This window comes from Nocardia sp. NPDC055321 (assembly GCF_053645575.1).
In genome coordinates this window covers 1-19,569 of record NZ_JBSHMS010000028.1, presented here as the reverse complement: position 1 = coordinate 19,569, position 19,569 = coordinate 1, and the positions used below count along the sequence as shown (strand labels likewise).

Sequence of the window (19,569 nt, the reverse complement as noted above, 5' to 3'; positions counted from 1 at the left end):
CATCGCCCTAGCATCGACCCACTGCCGGGGGCGAAGGGACGGGCCGCGATGGGAATGCTCGCACGACCCAGATCACTGGCCGAACTGGGCGGATTCACCACGGGGGCAGGACATTCGACGCCGATCCCGGCGCGCGCCTTCGGCGATGCGGTGCTGGACGCCGCCGTGATGCCCGGCACCCGGCGACCCCCGGGTCTCGACTCCGTGCTGCTCACCGGCGCCAGCGGGTTCCTCGGCGCATATCTGGTGCACGAGCTGGCATTTCGGCTCGGGGTCCGGGTGCTGTGCCTGGTGCGGGCGACGGACCCGGGCGCGGCGCGCGCACGAATCGCGACGGCGTTGCGCCGATACGGCCTGTGGAGCCCCGCCCTCATGCGGCGCGTGATCGCCGTGCCCGGAGACCTCGGCGCACCGCGCTTCGGCCTCACGAGCGCCGACTACGAGCGACTGGCCGCCGCAGCCGACGCTATCGTGCACAACGGCGCGCGCGTCAATCACGCCGAATCCTATGAGCGCCTGCGTGTTCCCAACGTGCTCGGCACCGTGTCGGTGCTGCGGCTGGCCTGCCATCGCGGCGCGATCCCGGTGCACTTCGTATCCTCGACCTCGGTCGCGGCCCGCCCGCACGGCCCGGTTCCGGAACGGGTGCCCGAGCGACCGGGTGACGCGAGCGGGTACGTGGTCGGCAAATGGGTCGGCGAGATGCTGATGACCCAGGCGGCCGCGCGCGGGCTGCCGGTGCTCATCCATCGGCCCGATCGGGTGTGCGGACCCGCGGGCACCGGCGCGACCGGTACGGATGACGCCTTCTGGACGGTGATTCGGGCGATCGCCCGGCTGGGCATGGCACCGCCCGCGCCGCCCGAACCCCTGAGCCTGGTGCCCGCGGACTACGTCGCCGGCGCGATCGCGTACTCGGTGGCCCACCCACCGGACCGACACCGGCACGCGCCGGTCCACCATCTGGTGAACCACACCTCCATTCCGGTCGGCACGGTGCTGGATCGACTGCGCGCCACCGGCATTCCGGTGCGATCGGTCCCGGTCCCGCAGTTCCTCACGGCACTGTCCGAGGCCGCCCGAACCGACCTGGGAATGGCCCGCGCGCTGATCATCAGTTCGCTGAGCGGCCCCGGGCCGTGCCGCTGGGATGACACCAATGCCCGCCGCGCGCTGGTCCGATCCGGCATCTCGTGCCCGCCCATGAGCCGCGATCTGATCGATCGGCATCTGGATTATTTGATCGAGGCGGGGTTCCTGCCGCGTCCTGTCAAGGTGCCCGAACAACTCGGGTGACAGCTTCGAGAGGCCCCGCCGGACCTCGGAACTGCTGTTCTGTCGCGGTAACCAGACCGATCAACCCGTAACCGCCCCCGAATTAGCATGTAAGGGGTCTGGACAGATCTCGTGTGCTCGCATCAATTGGTGATAGCTTTTTTCTATGGTCGGGGCCATGGCAAGCGTCGGAAACACCTAGAGGAAGTACCGTGTCCAGAGCTGGAAATACAATCGTCGCAAGGGTTTGCGGAGTAATTATCGGAACCCTGGCGTGCCTGCTGGGTGTGACCCCGGCCCACGCCGACCCGGCACCCGGCCCCGCACTGGTCGGCGACACACTGTATTTCGCGCTCGGCAACTGGAACTGCTCGATTCGCGGCGACGGCGTCCTGGGTTGCGACCTCGCCGTCCCGGCCGCGAGCATGAATGTCCTCATCGCCGGAGCGCAGATCTCGCTGCCGAATGTGCCCGCGATCATTATCGATTCGTCGGGCTGGCCCGCGCATCCCCAGTGGAACTCGAACGGCAGCCACACGCTGCCCGGTGGAAACCCCGCACTGCCGCGGTTGATTCAGGCCAGTTATCACGACCCGCAGTTCTCCGTCACCCACGCGGGCGCCACCTGCCAGCTCACCTTCAACGGCGCGGCGGTGTGCACTTCCCTCGGGCGTGGGTTCGGTCAATGGGGACCAGTGCCGCACGGCTACTGATCCCCATGAATCACCGTCTACCGGTACCAGACGCCGGAATCCCAGGCGCCGTAGTTCCAGACGTTGAAATCGTAACGCTGATGCGCGCCTCCGAAGAGGTACCCCCACCAACCAGCGGAGGTGTCGCAGATCTGATCGTCGCGATTGCAGACGGTCAGCACCGGGAAGGCACCGAACCAATCATCGACGCCCGCAAGGGGATAGCCGATGATGCCACTGCCGGGGGTGGAGGCCAGGCCGCCCCAGCCGGGCCCGCCGCGCCGCTTGGGATCGGCGAGCAGAATGGCGTTGGCATTGTCCACGCCCTGATTCGCGGTGACCCACGCGTGCACCAGGCCCGCGCCCTCGCTGTGCCCGATCAGGCGGATGTGATCTCCCGGGCACTGATTGCGATGCTGCCAGAAGAGCCGGTTGATTTCGTTCAGACCCGACATCGGGTCCAGCGAGTTGTAACCAACGGGCTGATTAACAAATGGGATGAATGTCGACGACGTATTGTCGCCGAGTCCGCCGACACCGATTGCCCAATCGCCAACGCAGACATCGGCCTCGGCTGCCGCACCCGACACATTGGTCAGGGACAGGAGCAGGGCCAGCAGTAATGCGGCGAAGAGCGCCGTTGCTCTACGCATGGTGGTACTTCTTAACTTTTCGATCCTCCGGGACGCGCCCGGCTCCAGCTGGGTGTACCCAGAAATTGCTGGGCCCCAATCCACCTGGCGAAACAGTTACATCCGGCGCGTTTTCCTAGTCCGTAACGCAATGTCGGAGACCAACATCCGGAAGCTCACGAACAGCGCCGGAGAATCGACGTCCCGGCCCCCGCGCACACGGTCACGAAACCGTCGCCGCGCACCCGTGAATGGCATAGCCAAGGATTCGCGTCACCCGCCGGCGCGCAGTACCGCCGCGACCGCCTCGATCATCAGGTCGGTGGCGCGCCGTTCCTTGGCCCCCAACCCGGACAGCCACTTGCAGGCATTTTCAAGCATCGCTAGTCTTTGAAAGTGACTTGCATGCAGCAAGTGATGTTCAACGCGACCGTAGTGCCACATCGCGAGGAGCGGGGGGATCCATGGGCACGAACGTGGTAATCGGGGGCTCGACGATCGACAGAGGCATTGGGCCCCAACGATTCCCGCCCTGGCCCTCCCCTACACCCCACCGACATTGCGTCGCAGCGCAATACGAGGGCTGATCAGAAGGAATACCGATGCGATCCACAAACCACGATCGAGTACGCACCGCACTGGTCACGGGAGCCGGCAGCGGGATAGGAGCCGCTTTTGCTCGCGCTCTCGCCCGACGGGGCCGGCATGTCGTCGCGGTCGGCCGGGACCGAACCCGGCTCGAAGCCCTCGCCCGAGAAATCGACGCCGAAGTACTGGTCGCCGATCTGCTCGACGAACACGATCTGGGTGTCGTCGAACAGCGAGCCCGGAACGGCGTGGACATACTGGTGAACAACGCCGGCTACACCACCTACGGATCCTTCCCCGAGCTCGAGGTGAAACACGAACTCGGTCAACTGATCCTGCACGCTGTGGTGCCACTGCGGTTGTGCCACGTCGCTGCCAGGTCGATGCCGGCCGGCGGGCAAATCATCAACATCGCGTCCCTTGCCGGAATCGCGGCGGCACCCCGCTTGGCCTCCTACGGTGCGAGCAAAGCCGCGTTGATCTCGCTGAGCGAATCACTCCACCACGAACTGCGCCCTGCTGGGATCACCGTCACCTGTGTTTGCGCCGGCTATACCCGGACCGAGCTGCAAACCCGAGCCGGCGTCGACGCCTCGGCGCTCCCCCGATCCGTGTGGCACGAACCGGAGTTCGTGGCCGAACAGGCGCTGCGAGCCAGCGAGCGTGGGCGAGCCCTGGTCTTTCCCGGACGTCTCACCGCACTCACGGGGGTGTTGATGCGGCATCTTCCGCGTTCGCTCGCGCGACAGGCGGCGGCCCGGACGTACGCCATGGTAACGCCGCTTGAATCCGGGGCGCATCGGACATAAATAAACGGCTCTCTGCCCCAATTGAATTCGAGGGACCGAGCCCACGGAACCGCGCTCGTTCCGGCTCGGGCCTCCGACCGCGTTGGCTTCCGGTCGCGTCAGGAAGCCAGGAAAACGACGGTGCCCCCTCTAGGGAGGGGGCACCGTCACACCATTACTTCGGATGTCCGAAGCGATTGTGGTCATGCGGGTCTCGCGACCGCGACCGCCGGACATCGTGGCGGGGTGATCAATTCAGGCCCGCGACATCCTGGGCGATCGCGGCGAGGCGGTTCTCGGCGGCCGAGACCACGCCGTGGCGATTCTTGTTCGCCTCCTCGTACGCCAGGACGGCGCGGACGTCGGAGGGCTCGGTCAGCTCCTTGAGCTTGGCCGAGGCCTGGGTGACGTTCAGCTCGTCGAAGCGGCGGATGGGGAGCTCGGCGGGGGTCAGGACACCGGTCGCGGTCCGGACCGCGTGCACCGAGTCGGCGGCGCGCGGCTCGCCCTCGCGGCGGGTGACCTCCTCCACGCTCTCGAGCACCGCGTCCCGCGACGCCCCGAGCGACTTCACCGCCACGTCACCGACGTGCGCACCCCGGGACAGCAGCTCGCCCAGTGCGGGCGGGGCCGAACGGAACGCGTCCAGCGTGCGGTCGATGCCGCGCGTGGACCAGGTCACCGGCAGGTTCGCCAGTTTGACCGCGGTACCGGTGACGGCCTGGAAGGGGGTGCGGCGCAACGCGGCCGGGCCGCCGAGCGCCTCCTCCGCCAGCACCGTGCCGAGCCAGTTCACGGTCGCCGAATGCGCCTTGATCAGGCGATCGGCCAGGAGGACCACCTGCGGCTCGCGCGCGTTGGTCGCCAGCGCCTTGATGTAGCGGGCGCGGTCGAGCAGCTGATGCTCGAGCGCGAGATCGCCGAGCAGCGCCTCATCGAACGGCTGGGCCTGTTCCCGCAGTGTCTTCACCACGGCCGTGGCCTTGCCGAGGAAGGGTCCGATGACCTCCGGCACCCCACCCAGTTCACGCTCGGCCGACCCGATGGCCTCGGCCCGAGCACGGGCGTCGGCCGCGTTGGCGGCCAGCTCCTCGCGTACCGCGTCCGTCCGCGCCTGCCCGGTCCGGGTCTCGGCGATCTGGATCTCGGTATTGGTCAGAGCACGCACCGAACGCAGCTGCGCCCGCAACAGAGAGGTGTCACGTGTATTCATCAGGTTCGCTCTCCTTCGACGGTGTTTTCTCGGATCGGCGCGATTTGCGCCTTTCAGAGACATACCCCGCACCGCCGTTCATAACATTGCGCCGCAAGCGATTTGGACCACGCAGCGCGAAACGGGCGCCGAACTCACCGGCCGCGCACGGCGCAATTCACAAGCTGTCCAACCCTTTCCGCGCGGCACGGATCAGCGCGCGGGCTCCTGCTGGGTGGTGCAGTGGATCCCGCCGCCACCGGCGGCGATGCCGTCGATCGCGATCTGCACGATCTGCCGGTCCGGGAACAACCGTTGCAGCGTCGCGAAGGCCGCCGAATCCGCCTCCGGATCACCGAATTGGGGTGCGATCACCGCGCCGTTGCAGACGTAGAAATTGATGTATCCGGCCGCGAAGTCCTCGCAGTCGTACTGCGGGCGAACGCGGGACGGCCCCGCGATCACCTCCACCCGCAGTCGCCGGCCGCGCGCGTCGGTCTCGGCGTGCAGGATCTCGAGGTGCGCGCGGGTGACCTGGTAGTCGAAGGAGTCCGGATCGTTGTCCAGGCCCGCGACGACCACGCCGGGCCCGGCGAACCGCGCGTAGAAATCGGTGTGCCCGTCGGTGATGTCGTAGCCCGCGATACCGGGCAGCCAGATGATCTTCTCCAGCCCCAGCAGATAGCGCAGTTCCGCCTCGACATCGCCCTTGCGCCAGCCGCGATTGCGATTGCCGTTCAGCACACAGCTTTCGGTGATGATGGCGGTGCCCTCACCGTCGACCTCGATACCGCCGCCCTCGAGCACCAGATCGGTCTCGAGCCGCTCCACCCCCGCGTGCGCGGTGACGAGCTCGGCGACCTTGCGATCGCGACGGTGCTGCTGTTTGCCGCCCCAGCCGTTGAAGTTGAAATCGATTCCGGCCCGGCCGTTTTCGCCGGTCACGAAGACCGGCCCGGTGCCCCGCATCCAGAGATCGTCCAGCGGCGCGGGCACCAGTTCGACGTTCGCGCCGCCGATCAACTCCCGGGCGATGTGCAACTCGTCGGGCCGGACCAGCATCGACACCGGCTCGAACCGCGCGATCGTGGTGGCGATGGTCGCCAGATCGTGGCGAACCTGCGCGAGCAGATGCCGACCCCACACGTCCTTGCTCGCACCGAAGGCCATCCAGGTGCGCCGATGCGGATCGGCTTCGTCACGCATGATCCAGCGACGCCCGTCGTCCTGCGCGCCGTCGGGATCGCCCAGCAGCAGTGCGCCGAGCGCCTCACCCATTCGCGCGAATCTGCTCTCACCCATGCCGCCGTACTCCTGACTCGTCGATCCGCCGCCTGCGCGACGGCCGGCCGCGGGATGCGACCTGCCGTCCACGGTAGTTCTGACTAAATTTTCAGTCCAGCTAGTGAGGTGGCTTTCACAGTGCCTCTATCTGCATGAATACTGCACATGCCACACGAGCCCAGGCCCCTCCCCGCAGCCATGCGCTACGATCCTGACTAGATTTTCAGTTCATTTGCGGAACACGACCGAATCCCCAGCGCCCGGACAGGCTCGCTCGGTCGACAGGAGAACCCCCGTGGAAGCAAGTACGTTCGGCCACTACGACCTGCACGAACTCATCGGCGAAGGCGGCATGGGCCGGGTCTACCGGGCCTACGACACGACCACCGACCGTTTCGTGGCCCTGAAGGTGCTGCACGAGCACACCGCCGCCGATCCCGCCTTTCGCGAGCGTTTCCGCCGCGAGGCGCACGCGGCCGCCCGCCTGCGCGAACCGCACGTGGTTCCGATCCATCGCTACGGGGAGATCGAGGGCCGGCTGTACCTCGACATGCGCCTGATCGAAGGCACCGATCTGCAGACGCTGCTGGCTCGGCACGGCCCGCTCGACCCGGACGCGGCGGTCGCCGCCATCGACCAGATCGCCGCCGCGCTGGACGCCGCGCACGCCGCGGGGCTGGTGCATCGTGACATCAAGCCCGCGAACGTTCTGGTGGGCGACCGAAACTTCGTGTACCTCATCGATTTCGGGATCGCGCGCGCCGAGGGCGAACCGCCGCTGACCACCTCCGGCTCGGCGATCGGGACCTTCGCGTACATGGCGCCCGAGCAGTTCAGCACCGGGCACGCCAGTGCGCAGTCCGACGTCTACGCGCTCGCCTGCGTCCTGCACGAAGCGCTGACCGGCGCCCGGCCCTTCCCCGGCGACAGTCTCGAGCAGCAGGTCTCCGGACACCTGATGACCCCCGCCCCGCGCCCGAGCCGACTGCGGCCGGGCCTGCCGCCGGGGCTCGACGCGGCCATCATCCGCGCGATGTCCAAACACCCCGAGGACCGGTACGCGAGCGCGGGTGAATTCGCCGCGGCCGCGCGCCGGGCGCTGCACGTTCCCGGTCGCCGCGCCGACCGGACCGCGCAGGCGATCACGGCTCCCGCGGCTCGCGTCCTGCCGCCCGCGGCGGTGGAGTACCGATCCGCCGACGCGGCGTATCGATCGGCTCGCACCGCGGTGGCGACGCCGCCGCCCGTCGTGGCGCCCGCACCGCCGTATCCGACCCCCGTGCCGCACAACACCTTTGCGCCCACCCCGCCGAAGTCCCGGCGCACGGGCGTGCTGTGGGCTGCGGGCGCGCTGCTCACGATCGCCGCCGTCATCGGGGTGGTCTACCTGTTCGGCGAACCCATCCCGGACTCCGATCCGGCCGTGATCGACGGCACGACGGCCGAATACAGCGACACCGAGCCCTATCCCACCGATTCCTACTACCGCTGATCTCCCCGGAGATCGGCGCCGGTCCCCCCATCACTCGACACCTCAGGAGTAAGAACATGCAGCGACGCCGATTCGTACAGACGGGAATCACCGTGGTCAGCGGCCTGATCATGGCCAACCAGCAGGGCCTGCTCCCGCGCTCACCGTTCGGCGGCAGCGGCAGCGCCGCCGAACGGGCCTGGCGCATGCCCGAAGAGGGCGAACCGCATCGGCGCACCTGGATGGCCTTCGGCGCGACCGCCGAGAACTACGACGACGTCCTGCCCGAGGCCCGGCGCAATCTCGCCACCATCGCGCGGACCATCGCCGCCTTCGAGCCGGTGTCCATGCTGGTGCGCCCGGCCGAACTGGCGATCGCCCGCGAGCTGATCGGCGACGCGAACGTCGAACTGGTTCCGGCGGAGATCGACGACCTGTGGATGCGCGACACCGGCCCGGTCTTCGTCTCCGACGGCGGCCGCCGAGCCGGGGTCGACTTCAACTTCAACGGCTGGGGCGGCAAGCAGGAGCACGGTTTCGACACCGCGGTGGCCGACATCGTCACCCGCGCGGCAGGTGTGGAGCGCGCGCGCACCGACCTCGTGCTCGAGGGCGGCGGCATCGAGGTCGACGGCGAAGGCACCGCCGTCATCACCGAGAGCTGTGTGCTGAACGCCAATCGCAATCCCGGCTGGAGCAAATCCGATGTCGAGGCCGAACTCGACAGGCTCCTCGGTCTGAGGAAGATCATCTGGCTGCCCGGTATCGCCGGGCGGGACATCACCGACGGGCACACCGACTTCTACGCGCGGTTCGTGCGCCCCGGCGTCGTCGTGGCGGCCCTGGACACCAACCCCGAGTCCTACGATCACGAGGTCACCAGGCGCCACCTGGAGATTCTGCGGACCGCGACCGACGCGCACGGCCGCACCGTGCAGGTCGAGGTCATCAAGGCGCCCACCCGCGTGCGGCCCGAGTACAAGTCGGCCGACTTCGCGGCGGGCTACATCAACTTCTACGTCTGCAACGGCGCGGTCATCGCGCCGGAATTCGGTGACCCGGAAGCGGATTCGGCCGCGTTCGCGACCCTGGCGCGGCTGTTCCCGAACCGGCGGATCGTGCAGATCGACATCGACGCCATCGCCTGGGGCGGCGGCGGTATCCACTGCACGACCCAGCAGGAACCCGCCTGATCCGAGCGCGCCTCAGACGCGGCCGAGTTCGGCGACGATCGCCCCGGACAGCAACTCGCGCGCCCGTTCCACCGTGAGCGAGCCGCTCAGCCACCGTTCGCTCAGTCCCTCGACGAGCGTGGTGAGCCGGGCGGCTGCCGCGGCGGGATTCACCTCGCGCAACGCCAGCCCGGATTCCCGCGCCCGCTCGATGAGCGCGGCCACGTCGTCGACCCATTCCTGGGTGCCGGCCCGCAGTTGCTCGCGCAGTTCGTCGTTGAACACCGCGCTGGCCCGCAACTCACCCCAGGCGATGCTGTTGTCCCGGACCTCGGGCACGTCCTGGATCTCGAGCAGCAGCATCTCCTCCAGCGCCGCGCGCGGGTTGGCCTGCGCGAACGCGCTCTCGGTGTACCGGGCGGCCTTCCCGCTCACGAACTGCAGCGCGTGCTGCAGCACCCCCGCGCGATCCTTGAAGTGGTAGTAGATCAGCGCGGTGGACACCCCGGCCTCGGCCGCGAGCTTCTCCACGCGCAATCCCCGCACCCCGTCGTGGGCGATCACCCGAACGGCGGCTTCCAATATCTGCGTTTGGCGGTCGGACACGAATTGTCAGCTTACGGACCGATACCCGGCGGGCGGGTACGCGGCTCGAACCCGTGGTCCTGACCCACCCGATTTCCAGGGGTATGTGTAGGCTTACCAAAGTTGGAGGTGAGGATTCCGGTTCGGAAGCAATGGGGTCGTACGCGCGCGCGTGCGGCACCGGGCGGAGGGGTCGACTCGCCGCACACCGATCGGAGGACAGCCGAGAATGGCGCGCAGAGGTTTTCAGGGGGCGGTGCTGACCGCCTTCGGCGTTCAGTACCACACCGCCACGGTGCTCGAGATAGAGCAGACCACACCGCGATACCTGCGGGTCTGGCTGACCGCACCCTCGCTCTTCGACGAGATCACGATGGAGCCGACCGCCTGGCTGCGGATCTGGTTCCCCGATCCCGAGGGCTCGGAATCGGAATTCCAGCGCGGCTACACCATCGCCGAGGCCGATCTGGACAACGGCCGCTTCGCGATCGACTTCGTGCTGCACGAACCCGCCGGACCCGCGTCCGCGTGGGCCGGCCGGGTCAAGGGCGGGGAGACCATCGAGGTCACCTCGTTCGGCTCCAAGGGCTTTCCCATCACCCCGGACGATCTGCCCGCCGGTTACCTGCTGATCGGTGATTCCGCCTCGATTCCGGCGATCAACTCGATCCTGGCCGCGGTGCCTCCGCACGTGGCCGTCGAGGTCTACCTCGAGCAGCACCACGACGACGACCTGCTGATCCCGCTCACCGAGCATCCGCTCGCGCGCGTGCACTGGGTCCCGCGTACCTCCGAGGCCTCCTTCGCCGCCGCTCTCGAGGCCCGCGACTGGTCCAACTGGTACGCGTGGGCCGGCCCGGAATCCAAGTCGCTCAAGCTTATTCGCGCCCGGCTCAAGGACGATTTCGGCTTCCCCAAGACCGATGTCTACGCGCAGGCGTACTGGGTGCACGGGCGCGCGATGGGCAAGCAGCGCGACGGGGCCGAGGCCGAAGCCGCACAGAGCACGAACGGCGCGGCCGCCACGGTCGTCGAGAAAGCCGTCGAGGCGACTCCCGCCCCGGCCGTCGCGGCCACCGCCACCGAAGCCCCCGCCGCCCCCGCGCCCGCCACCCCCGGCCGCTGGCGTTCCCAGGCGGGCAGCCGCCTGTTCGACAGCGTCCGCCGCAAGCTGTGGGCCGCTGCGGTCCTGCAGTTCGTCATCACCCTCGTCCAGCTCGCGCCGTTCGTGCTGCTGGTCGAGCTGGCGCGCGAATTGCTCGGCGCGAGTGAGGAATCCAAGCTCTGGACGCTCGGCCTGTGGGCCCTGGGCCTGATGGGTCTGGGCGCGCTGCTGGAAGCGATCCTGCAATTCTGGCTGCACGCGGTCGACGCGCGTTTCAGCCGCGATCTGCGGTCCCGGCTGCTGAGCAAGCTGGCGCGGCTCCCGCTGGGCTGGTTCACCGCCCGCGGCCCGGGCAAGATCAACAAGCTCATCACCGGCGACACCCTGTCGCTGCACTACCTGGTGACCCACGCGGTCATCGACGCGGTCGCCGCCGTGGTCGCCCCGCTGGCCGTGCTCGGCTACCTGTTCTGGGTGGACTGGCGACTGGCCCTGGTGCTGCTGGTGCCGGTGCTCGGCTACGTCTTCACCATGCTGACCATGATGGCCTCCTCCGGGCCCAAGATCATGCAGTCGCAGCGCTGGGCCGAGAAGATGAACGGCGAGGCCACCTCGTACCTGGAAGGCCAGCCCGTGATTCGCGTGTTCGGCGGCTCGGCGGCCTCCCCGTTCCGGCGCAGCCTGGACGAGTACATCGGCTTCCTGGACGGCTGGCAGCGGCCGTTCGTCGGCAAGAAGTCCGTCATGGACCTCATCACGCGCCCGGTCACCTTCCTGTGGCTCACCCTGACCGTCGGCACCGCGATGATCGTGTCCGGCAGCCTCGAGCCGGTCGATCTGCTGCCGTTCCTGTTCCTGGGCACCACCTTCGGCTCGCGCCTGCTCGGCATCGGCTACGGCCTGTCGGGTCTGCGGGAGGGCCGCCTGGCCGCCAAGAACATCCAGGTCGCCCTGGACGAGAACGAACTCGACGTGCGAGCCGGCGCGGCCGCGAACACCGAGAACCAGCCCGGCCATGTCGTTTTCGATGACGTGACCTTCGGCTACCGCCCCGGTGTTCCCGTCGTGCAGGACATCTCGCTCACCCTCGAGCCCGGCACCATCACCGCCCTGGTCGGCCCGTCCGGTGCGGGCAAGTCGACCCTGGCCGCGCTGCTGGCGCGCTTCCACGACATCAACGGCGGCGCGATCCGAGTCGGCGGCCGGGACATCACCGAATTCACCCCGGACGAGCTGTACACCCGCATCGGGTTCGTCTTCCAGGACGCGCAGGTGATCGCCGGAACCGTGCGCGAGAACATCGCGCTGGCGGTGCCGGACGCGAGCGACGCCGCCATCGAACAGGCCGCGCGCGATGCCCAACTGCACGAACGCATCCTGCGCCTGCCGCAGGGCTACGACACGGTCCTGGGCGCGTCGGCCACGCTGTCCGGCGGCGAGAAGCAGCGCCTGACCATCGCGCGCGCCCTGCTCGCCGACACCCCGGTGCTCATCCTCGACGAGGCGACGGCCTTCGCGGACCCGGAGTCGGAGTACCTGGTGCAGCAGGCACTGGACCGGCTCGCGGTGGGTCGCACCGTGCTGGTCATCGCGCACCGCCTGCGCACCATCACCGAAGCCGACCGCATCGTCGTGCTCGAACAAGGCCGGGTGACCCAATCGGGTACCCATACCGAACTGCTCGCCGTCGACGGGCGCTACCAGCAGCTGTGGAATGCCGGCGCCACCGCCGACACGAAGGAGACCGTGCGATGATGCGCACCGTATTGAGCCTGCTGCCGCCCGCGGATCGGCGGCGCTGGATCGGATATCTGGCCCTGATCGGAACCTCCACCATCGTGCGCGCCATCGCGGTCGTGCTGGTGGTGCCGCTGGTGTCGGCGCTGTTCGGCGACACCCCGGCCGACGCCTGGCGCTGGGTCGGCGCGCTGACCGTGGCCGTGATCGCGGGCTGGATCATCGATTCCATCGCCTCGCGCATCGGATTCGACCTGGGCTTCGGCATTCTCAACCGCGCCCAGCGCGATGTCTCGAGCCAGGTGGCGCGCATTCCGTTGCGCTGGTTCGACGAGGACAACTCCGCGATCACCCGCCGGGCCATCGCCACCACCGGACCGGACCTGGTCGGCCTGGTCGGCTACCTGGTCACCCCGATCATTCAGGGCATCCTGCTCCCCATCGTGATCGGCCTGGCGCTGCTGCCGATCTCGTGGCAGCTGGGCGTGGTCGCACTGCTGACCGTGCCGCTGCTGCTGGGCGCGCTGTGGGCGACCGGGCGCATCACCCGCGTCGCGGACAAGGCGGCCGCCGACTCCAACAGCGTTCTCACCGAACGCATTCTGGAATTCGCCCGCACCCAGGCCGCCCTGCGCGCGGCCCGGCGGGTGGAGCCGGCGCGCAGCCAGACCGGCGCCGCGTTGGACGCCCAGCACAGTGCGACCGTGCGCCTGCTGCTGCTGAACGTTCCGGGTCAGGTGCTGTTCAGCCTGGCGAGCCAGGTGGCGCTCATCCTGCTCGCGGGCACCACCGCGTGGCTGGCGGTGCGCGGCACCGTCGGCACCCCCGAGGCCATCGCGCTCATCGTGGTCGTGGTCCGCTTCCTGGAGCCGTTCGCGGCCATCGGCGATCTGGCCCCGGCCATCGAGACCAGCCGGAACACGTTGCGCGACATCCGATCCGTCGTCGACGCGCCGGGCCCGGAGCGGCCCGCCGTGGCAGACGAGCGCACCGGCGCGAACACCGCCGCCGGGGTCGCCCTGCGCGATGTGCGGTTCTCGTACGACGACGCCGCGCCGCTCGTGCTCGACGGCCTGGACATCGAATTCCGCGCCGGTGAGATCACCGCCATCGTCGGCCCGTCCGGCTCGGGCAAGAGCAGCCTGCTCTCCCTGGTCGCAGGTCTCGAGACCCCGAATTCGGGCAGCGTCACCGTCGGCGGCGTCGACCGCGGCGGTCTGGACCCGGCCCAGCGCCCGGCCGACACCTCCATGGTGTTCCAGCAGCCGTACCTGTTCGCGGGCACCATCCGCGACAACGTGCTGGCGGGCAATCCGGACGCCACCGCCGACGAACTCGACGCCGCACTGCGCCTGGCCCGCGTGGACGAGTTCGCCGCCCGGCTCCCCGAGGGTGTGAACAGCCTCGTCGGCGACGCGGGCACGGCCCTGTCCGGCGGTGAGCGCCAACGCGTCTCGATCGCCCGCGCCCTGCTGAAGCCCTCCGCGATCCTGCTCGTGGACGAGGGCACCAGTGCCCTGGACGCGGAGAACGAGGCCGCCGTGGTGACCGCGATCGCGGACGATCCCCGCGCCCGCACCCGCATCGTGGTGACCCACCGCCTGAGCACCATCGCCGGCGCGGACCGGGTGCTGTTCCTCGAGAGCGGCCGCGTGGTCGAGGACGGCACCGTGGAGGAGCTCCTGGCCGCCGAGGGCCGCTTCGCCGAGTTCTGGGCCCACCAGCGCGACGCCGCCGGCTGGCGCCTGGCCACCGCCGGCCGGGCCTGAACCCGGGGTTCGCCGACAAACGAGAAGGCCGCCGCCGGAACCGATCGGTTCCCGCGGCGGCCTTCGCCGTATCCGGGCTAACTCACTCGCTCTTGGTGTCCGAGATCGACAGGCGCACCGTGCCGATCACGAAGATCGCCACGCACAGCACCGTGAAGAACAGCAGCGAACCGTTCTGGCCGCCGAAGTAGCTCTTGATGGTCGAGAGCTGACCGACGCCCAGCTCACCGTTCTTGAAGGGCGACAGTCGCTGCAGGACCAGACCGACGTCGCCGGGGATCAAGGTCACGAACACCTCGATGCCGAACTTCCAGAGCAGCACCACCATCACGACCAGGCCGGGCTTGGGCATCAGCGCCGAAATCCCCAGTCCCAGAGCGCAGATCAGCAGCGCGAAGAACGGGACCCCGATCAGCAGGCGAATGCCGTCCGAGGACGTCGCGTCCACCTCACCCCAGATCTCGGGGAACATGCGCGGGAACCCGGCGAGCATGATCAGGGTCGCCACGAACGCCGTACCCGCCGTGATCGTGCCGTAGACGACCAGTTTGGCCACCGGCAGCAGCCAGCGGCGCGGCTGGATCGCGAACGCGGTCTCGGCGGTGCGATCCTTGAACTCCGCGCACAGCGAGCTCACCCCGCCGGACATGAGAATGAAGGTGGAGAAGATGAGGATCCAGTAGGCGGCGTTGTTGGTGTCCATGCCGCCCGCCCCGCGGAAGGTATTGGACTGGGTCGCCTTGGCGATGCCGAAATTGATCGCCACCGGAATGATCAGCGCCAGCGGCACCACCGCGTACCAGAGCGAACTGCGCGGGTAGAGCTTGGCGATTTCACTGCGCACCGACTGTGCGAAATAGGTGAGAATCATTTCGCCGCACCCCCGGTCGCGGTGTACTCGACGCTGTTGCGAGTGATGTCGATGAAGGCGGACTCCAGCTTGCGCGGTCCGGTGCCCTTGGCGACCAGTTCGTCCTTCGTGGTGTCCGAGAGCACCCGGCCTTTGCCCATGATGACGATGCGCGTGCCGGTGATCTCGACCTCGGTCAGGTTGTGCGAGGCCACCAGCAGGCATTTGCCTTCCCCCGCAAGCCCGGTCACCAGGTCCCGCAGCCACAGCACGCCCTCGATGTCGAGGCCGTTCGCGGGCTCGTCCAGCACGACGGTCTTGGGATCGCCCAGCAGGGCCGAGGCAATGCCGAGGCGCTGCAACATGCCGAAGGAGAAACCGCCGACCGCGCGCCCCGCGACCGGCCCGAGGCCGACCCGGTCCAGGGCCTCGCCGACAACGCTCTTCGGCATTCCACCCAGCCTGGCCTGCCAGGTCAGATGCCGGGCGGCGGTGTGGTGCGGATTCCGGGCGAACGCACTGAGACTGAAACCGATCTCCCCCAGGGTGTTCGGGTAGTCCCGCAGGGATCGGCCGTTGACGGTGATCGTGCCCGCGCTCGGGCGCGCCAGTCCGGCGATCATCCGCATCACCGTGGTCTTGCCCGCGCCGTTCGGCCCGAGCAGGTAGGTGACGCCGCCGGCTTCGGCGTCGAAGGAGACCTCGTCCACCGCGGTGGTGCCACCGAAACGTTTGGTGACCCCGCGTACGGCGATCACAGCGCTGTCCTGAATAACTCTGTCACAGTCGAATTCACTTTCTGAGACCCTCCGCACACGAAACGACCCCCCGGTGTGAATGCATCCGGGGGGTCGCTCCGAGGTGCCGAGTGGGTGGGATCAGTATCCGAAGCTCGGATCGCCGGAGCACTCCATCTCGGCGCAGGTGGCCTTCCAGTCGTACTTCCAGAGTCCGGACTCCCGGATGAAGTGGTACATGGTGCTGGTCGCGGGGAAACCGGCCATCAGGCCCTCGACCTTGACCGAGAGACGGTCGCCGGAGATCTGCACCGGACCGATCGCGCGGCCCTGGATCGAGAAGAAGTCGTACATGGTGCTGGCCTGCATGACCTGCTCCAGCGCCGGACGCGCGCCGGGGCCGTTGTAGGTGACCTCGATCTTGGGATCCATGCCGATGTTCGGGTTCCAGAAGGCAGCGAACTGCTTCTCGAGCTGGTGCAGGCTCGGAACCTCGTCACGGACATAAAGGTCCGAAGCCTGGGCCTCACGAATGGAGAAGTCGGCCGAGGCCGGCTGCGCGAAGCCCAGACCGAGGATGGCGGCGGCGATCGCAACGACGGCGACGCGAATGAATATTGGCATGACAGCCCTTCTGGACGGCGAGCGAAAACAGTGCGCCGCAGTGGCATTCACGGTGTGGCCGCGAGACCGGGTACGGCGCTCACCCGCGGGGTGGAGCGATCGCGGGGCGCAGCTCGAGCGGGCAAGCTTCACGCTAACCAAGCCAGTTAGGTAAGTCAATCCTAAGTGGAGTACCCATCGCCGCATGTGAGGGCCTCCTACCTGGGCGACCCGGAGAGAGCGGGGTCACAGCACACACCCATTGGTTAGTCTAGCCTTGCCTAACAAGAACCGAGCCCGAACGGGCTCACGAGGAGGGAATCGACATGCCGATGAGGATCCATTCACCGAACGCCCTACCGCGGTTCGTGCCGACCGTGGCGCGGGCGTCGTGACCTCGCCGGACGCCGGTACACCGGGGGCGGAGCGCGACGCCGAGGGGGCAACGCCGGCGATCGAGGTCGGCGAGCTGGTCAAGGCCTACGGAGAAGTCAAGGCGCTCAAGGGAATATCGTTCGAGGTGGCGCCGGGCGAGGTACTCGGCCTGCTCGGCCCCAACGGCAGCGGCAAGACCACCACGGTCACCCTGCTGTCCACCCTGCAGCGGCCGACCTCCGGCATCGCCCGCATCTGCGGTCACGATGTGGTGGCCGACGCCGGGCGCGTGCGCGAACTCGTTTCTCTCACCGGGCAATACGCCGCGCTGGACGGCGGACTGACCGCGGTGGAGAACCTCGCGGTCTTCGGCAAGCTCACGGGCCTGCGGGGACACGCGCTGAAAACCCGCATCGATGAACTGGTCGAGCAATTCGATCTGGGCACGGTGCGCGATCGGCGCGTGAGCGCGCTCTCGGGCGGCATGCAGCGCCGCGTCGACATCGCGAGCGCACTGGTCACCCGGCCCGAAGTGCTGTTCCTCGACGAGCCGACCACCGGCCTGGACCCGCGCAGCCGAGCCTCGGTGTGGGACACCGTCACCGGCCTGCGCGCCGAGGGCATCACGGTGCTGCTGACCACGCAGTACCTGGAGGAGGCGGACCGGCTCGCGGACCACATCGTCATGCTCAATCAGGGCGCGGTGGTGGCGGCGGGCACGCCGGGACAGCTCAAGCAGCAAATCGGTGCGGCGGTGTGCGAGGTGACGCTCATCGAGCGCTCGGACACCGCGCGCACGGTCGCACTGCTCGAGGGCTTGGACATCGTCGAATCGCCTTCCGAGGGAACGGCTTCCGGCGCGGCAGCGCATCCCCGCCTGGTGGTGCGAGCCCCCGAGGGCATGGCCACGGTCTCCGATGTCATCTCGCGCCTGCGCGGCGCGAACATCGATGTCGTCGACATCGGACTGCGCCAGCCCTCGCTGGACGAGGTCTTCCTCCAGCTCACGGAGTCGCGCTGATGTCCACTCTCACCGCCGAACCCGCCGCCGTCACGCGAGCGGGCACCACCGCACGCGCGTCGGTCGGTCTGGGAGCCGCGACCGCCACCCTGGCCCGGCAGAAGATTCTGGCCGCGATCCGTTCCGGTGACGGCATTTTCGCCGTCTTCGGCCCCGTCATCTTCTTCGTCTGCTTCTACGTGCCGCTGCATCGCCAATTCGAACTCGGCGGCGGGCATTACGCGCAATTCCTCACGCCGATCATCCTGTTGCAGGCCGGTTTGTTCACCGCCATCAGCGCCACCGAGGTCGCCGGGCACGATGCCCGCGCCGGAGTGCACGAGCGCATGATGTCCCTGCCCATCCCCCGCGTCACGCCCTTCCTCGGCCGCATGGCCTGGGTGATCGTGCGCATGCTGCTGGCCCTGGCCGGCGGTGTGGGCATCGGGTACAGCCTGGACTTCCGATTCCACGGTTCGGCGATCGACACCGCGGCGTTCATCATCCTGGTCGTGATCTTCGGCTTGGCCCTGAGCATGCTCACCGACGCCATCGGCACGGTGGCGCGCAACTCGGTCTCGGTGGCCAGCATCCTCATGATCCCGCAGCTCATCCTGGTGATGGCCTCCACCGGTCTCGTTCCGGCCGAAGGCTTTCCGGACTGGATTCAGCCCTTCGTCCGCAACCAGCCGCTCTCGGTCTTCGCCGACGCCCTGCGCGGCCTCGCGGCGGGTACCGATCCCGAATTGACCGCCGCCCTGCTGTGGTCGGCCGGACTCCTCTCCGCGGGCCTGCTCGCGATCACGGCCGCGGGCCGAGCACAGGTGGGCCGATGACCCAGACCACGACCACTCCCACCGCGCCAACCTGGCCCGCCCGCCACTCGGTGTCCCTGATCCGCCAATCGCTGGTGCACGCGAGCGCGCTGCTGCGCTCGTGGTCCCGAGAACCCGGAATCATCGTGCAGTCCATGGTCTTTCCGGCCTTCATGCTGCTGATGTTCCAGTTGGTGCTGGGCAAGACCGTCACCTCGATGGGCGGCGGGGACAGCGTGTACGGCAACGCCGGACTGGTAGCCCTGGTCGGCGCGCTCTTCGGCACGCTGGCCACCGCAATCACCCTCATCTACGAACGGGATTCCGGCCTGCTGGCGCGCACCTGGACACTCCCGGTCCCGCGCGCCGGCTTCATCGCGGGGCGACTGCTCGCCGAGGCCCTGCGCACCGGGCCGGCGACCATCGTGCTGTTCCTGGTGGCGATTCCGCTGGGCTTCCGCTTCGAGCACGGACTGTTGGCCGCGCTGGGCGCGATCGTCGTTCCGATGATCTTCGCCGTCGGCATCGCGGTGCCGGTGATCGCCTTGGCGGCAGTCGCTTCGGGCAAGCAGGCCGTGCAGCAACTGGGTGGCTTGTTCCTGCTGCTGTTGTTCTTCAACGGCGGATTCGCGCCGGTGACCGAATATCCGGGCTGGTTGCAGCCGGTCGTGCGGCATCAGCCGATGACTCCGGCGATCGACGCGATCAAGGGACTGACCGAGGGCGGGGCGGTTGCCGAACCTCTTGCCATCACCGTGCTCTGGACCGTCGGGTTGATCGTGGTGTTCGGGCCGCTCGCGGTTCGGGGATATCGGCACGCGGCTGAACAGCGGCGCTGATTCGATGTAGCCAGGCAACAAGGCCCCCGCGGCGGACGCTGCGGGGGCCTTGTCGTATCG

Annotated in this window: 17 protein-coding genes; 10 read left to right on the top strand and 7 right to left on the bottom strand. The window is 68.4% G+C overall.

The genetic code is table 11. The features are described 5' to 3' along the window. Positions 1–48 precede the first annotated feature (48 nt). Both ACWIGI_RS33590 and ACWIGI_RS33585 read left to right on the top strand, forming a co-directional pair. The gene (locus ACWIGI_RS33590; RefSeq protein ID WP_454207220.1) at positions 49–1,296 is read left to right on the top strand and encodes a thioester reductase domain-containing protein; all 1,248 of its coding nucleotides are present in this window, start codon (positions 49–51) and stop codon (positions 1,294–1,296) included. A 191-nt stretch (positions 1,297–1,487) separates the two neighbouring features. Beyond that, entirely contained in the window at positions 1,488–1,988 is a 501-nt protein-coding gene (locus ACWIGI_RS33585; RefSeq protein ID WP_454207218.1) for a hypothetical protein, read from the top strand. A gap of 17 nt (positions 1,989–2,005) precedes the next feature. Here ACWIGI_RS33585 and ACWIGI_RS33580 read toward each other — a convergent pair whose 3' ends face one another. Continuing rightward, positions 2,006–2,620 (bottom strand): cutinase family protein, encoded by a 615-nt coding sequence (locus tag ACWIGI_RS33580; protein ID WP_454207216.1) that lies wholly within the window; start codon positions 2,618–2,620, stop codon positions 2,006–2,008. Between the two features lie 581 nt (positions 2,621–3,201). Here ACWIGI_RS33580 and ACWIGI_RS33575 point away from each other — a divergent pair. Continuing rightward, a complete protein-coding gene (locus ACWIGI_RS33575; RefSeq protein WP_454207214.1) occupies positions 3,202–3,996 on the top strand; it encodes an SDR family NAD(P)-dependent oxidoreductase in 795 nt (264 codons plus the stop codon). Between the two features lie 229 nt (positions 3,997–4,225). Here the strand turns inward: ACWIGI_RS33575 and ACWIGI_RS33570 are convergent, their stop codons facing one another. Together ACWIGI_RS33570 and ACWIGI_RS33565 are read right to left on the bottom strand one after the other, a co-directional pair. Continuing rightward, positions 4,226–5,188 (bottom strand): ferritin-like domain-containing protein, encoded by a 963-nt coding sequence (locus tag ACWIGI_RS33570; protein WP_454207212.1) that lies wholly within the window; start codon positions 5,186–5,188, stop codon positions 4,226–4,228. A 192-nt stretch (positions 5,189–5,380) separates the two neighbouring features. Then, positions 5,381–6,469, bottom strand: coding sequence for an agmatine deiminase family protein (locus ACWIGI_RS33565; RefSeq protein ID WP_454207210.1), 1,089 nt, complete (start codon positions 6,467–6,469; stop codon positions 5,381–5,383). A 277-nt stretch (positions 6,470–6,746) separates the two neighbouring features. On the opposite strand from ACWIGI_RS33565, the gene ACWIGI_RS33560 reads away from it, so the two are divergent. Together ACWIGI_RS33560 and ACWIGI_RS33555 are read left to right on the top strand one after the other, a co-directional pair. Further along, positions 6,747–7,943 carry a serine/threonine-protein kinase gene (locus ACWIGI_RS33560; protein ID WP_454207208.1) on the top strand — a complete coding sequence of 399 codons (1,197 nt, stop codon included), beginning with the start codon at positions 6,747–6,749 and terminating at the stop codon, positions 7,941–7,943. A 56-nt stretch (positions 7,944–7,999) separates the two neighbouring features. Further along, the gene (locus ACWIGI_RS33555) at positions 8,000–9,115 is read left to right on the top strand and encodes an agmatine deiminase family protein (protein WP_454207206.1); all 1,116 of its coding nucleotides are present in this window, start codon (positions 8,000–8,002) and stop codon (positions 9,113–9,115) included. A 12-nt stretch (positions 9,116–9,127) separates the two neighbouring features. On the opposite strand, the gene ACWIGI_RS33550 is transcribed toward ACWIGI_RS33555, so the two are convergent. After that, a complete protein-coding gene (locus tag ACWIGI_RS33550) occupies positions 9,128–9,700 on the bottom strand; it encodes a TetR/AcrR family transcriptional regulator (protein WP_354991049.1) in 573 nt (190 codons plus the stop codon). A 208-nt stretch (positions 9,701–9,908) separates the two neighbouring features. Here ACWIGI_RS33550 and ACWIGI_RS33545 point away from each other — a divergent pair, with 208 nt between their 5' ends. After that, positions 9,909–12,539 carry an ABC transporter ATP-binding protein/permease gene (locus tag ACWIGI_RS33545; protein ID WP_454207204.1) on the top strand — a complete coding sequence of 877 codons (2,631 nt, stop codon included), beginning with the start codon at positions 9,909–9,911 and terminating at the stop codon, positions 12,537–12,539. Beyond that, on the top strand, positions 12,536–14,290 hold the full coding sequence (locus tag ACWIGI_RS33540; RefSeq protein WP_454207202.1) for an ABC transporter ATP-binding protein: 1,755 nt from the start codon (positions 12,536–12,538) through the stop codon (positions 14,288–14,290). The genes ACWIGI_RS33545 and ACWIGI_RS33540 overlap by 4 nt, the downstream gene beginning before the upstream one ends. An 82-nt stretch (positions 14,291–14,372) precedes the next feature. On the opposite strand, the gene ACWIGI_RS33535 is transcribed toward ACWIGI_RS33540, so the two are convergent. From ACWIGI_RS33535 to ACWIGI_RS33525, 3 genes are all read right to left on the bottom strand, one after another. Continuing rightward, entirely contained in the window at positions 14,373–15,161 is a 789-nt protein-coding gene (locus ACWIGI_RS33535; RefSeq protein ID WP_454207200.1) for an ABC transporter permease, read from the bottom strand. After that, on the bottom strand, positions 15,158–15,898 hold the full coding sequence (locus ACWIGI_RS33530) for an ABC transporter ATP-binding protein (RefSeq protein WP_454207199.1): 741 nt from the start codon (positions 15,896–15,898) through the stop codon (positions 15,158–15,160). Before ACWIGI_RS33530 ends, ACWIGI_RS33535 begins: the two co-directional genes overlap by 4 nt. Positions 15,899–16,018: 120 nt before the next feature. Beyond that, positions 16,019–16,501, bottom strand: a complete 483-nt coding sequence (locus ACWIGI_RS33525) for a hypothetical protein (RefSeq protein WP_454207198.1) — start codon at positions 16,499–16,501, stop codon at positions 16,019–16,021. A 370-nt stretch (positions 16,502–16,871) separates the two neighbouring features. Here ACWIGI_RS33525 and ACWIGI_RS33520 point away from each other — a divergent pair, with 370 nt between their 5' ends. Genes ACWIGI_RS33520 through ACWIGI_RS33510 form a run of 3 tightly spaced genes read left to right on the top strand, consistent with a single transcriptional unit; the run spans position 16,872 to position 19,509 of the window. Then, a complete protein-coding gene (locus ACWIGI_RS33520) occupies positions 16,872–17,876 on the top strand; it encodes an ATP-binding cassette domain-containing protein (RefSeq protein WP_454207197.1) in 1,005 nt (334 codons plus the stop codon). Then, on the top strand, positions 17,876–18,691 hold the full coding sequence (locus ACWIGI_RS33515; protein ID WP_454207196.1) for an ABC transporter permease: 816 nt from the start codon (positions 17,876–17,878) through the stop codon (positions 18,689–18,691). Before ACWIGI_RS33520 ends, ACWIGI_RS33515 begins: the two co-directional genes overlap by 1 nt. Then, the gene (locus tag ACWIGI_RS33510) at positions 18,688–19,509 is read left to right on the top strand and encodes an ABC transporter permease (RefSeq protein WP_454207195.1); all 822 of its coding nucleotides are present in this window, start codon (positions 18,688–18,690) and stop codon (positions 19,507–19,509) included. The genes ACWIGI_RS33515 and ACWIGI_RS33510 overlap by 4 nt, the downstream gene beginning before the upstream one ends. Positions 19,510–19,569: the final 60 nt, after the last annotated feature.

Bases quoted from the DNA above. Each gene is read 5' to 3' on its own strand.
- ACWIGI_RS33590 (WP_454207220.1), top strand. From the start codon at position 49: ATGGGAATGCTCGCACGACCCAGATCACTGGCCGAACTGGGCGGATTC.
- ACWIGI_RS33580 (WP_454207216.1), bottom strand. From the start codon at position 2,620: ATGCGTAGAGCAACGGCGCTCTTCGCCGCATTACTGCTGGCCCTGCTC.
- ACWIGI_RS33575 (WP_454207214.1), top strand. From the start codon at position 3,202: ATGCGATCCACAAACCACGATCGAGTACGCACCGCACTGGTCACGGGA.
- ACWIGI_RS33570 (WP_454207212.1), bottom strand. From the start codon at position 5,188: ATGAATACACGTGACACCTCTCTGTTGCGGGCGCAGCTGCGTTCGGTG.
- ACWIGI_RS33565 (WP_454207210.1), bottom strand. From the start codon at position 6,469: ATGGGTGAGAGCAGATTCGCGCGAATGGGTGAGGCGCTCGGCGCACTG.
- ACWIGI_RS33555 (WP_454207206.1), top strand. From the start codon at position 8,000: ATGCAGCGACGCCGATTCGTACAGACGGGAATCACCGTGGTCAGCGGC.
- ACWIGI_RS33545 (WP_454207204.1), top strand. From the start codon at position 9,909: ATGGCGCGCAGAGGTTTTCAGGGGGCGGTGCTGACCGCCTTCGGCGTT.
- ACWIGI_RS33540 (WP_454207202.1), top strand. From the start codon at position 12,536: ATGATGCGCACCGTATTGAGCCTGCTGCCGCCCGCGGATCGGCGGCGC.
- ACWIGI_RS33535 (WP_454207200.1), bottom strand. From the start codon at position 15,161: ATGATTCTCACCTATTTCGCACAGTCGGTGCGCAGTGAAATCGCCAAG.
- ACWIGI_RS33525 (WP_454207198.1), bottom strand. From the start codon at position 16,501: ATGCCAATATTCATTCGCGTCGCCGTCGTTGCGATCGCCGCCGCCATC.
- ACWIGI_RS33515 (WP_454207196.1), top strand. From the start codon at position 17,876: ATGTCCACTCTCACCGCCGAACCCGCCGCCGTCACGCGAGCGGGCACC.
- ACWIGI_RS33510 (WP_454207195.1), top strand. From the start codon at position 18,688: ATGACCCAGACCACGACCACTCCCACCGCGCCAACCTGGCCCGCCCGC.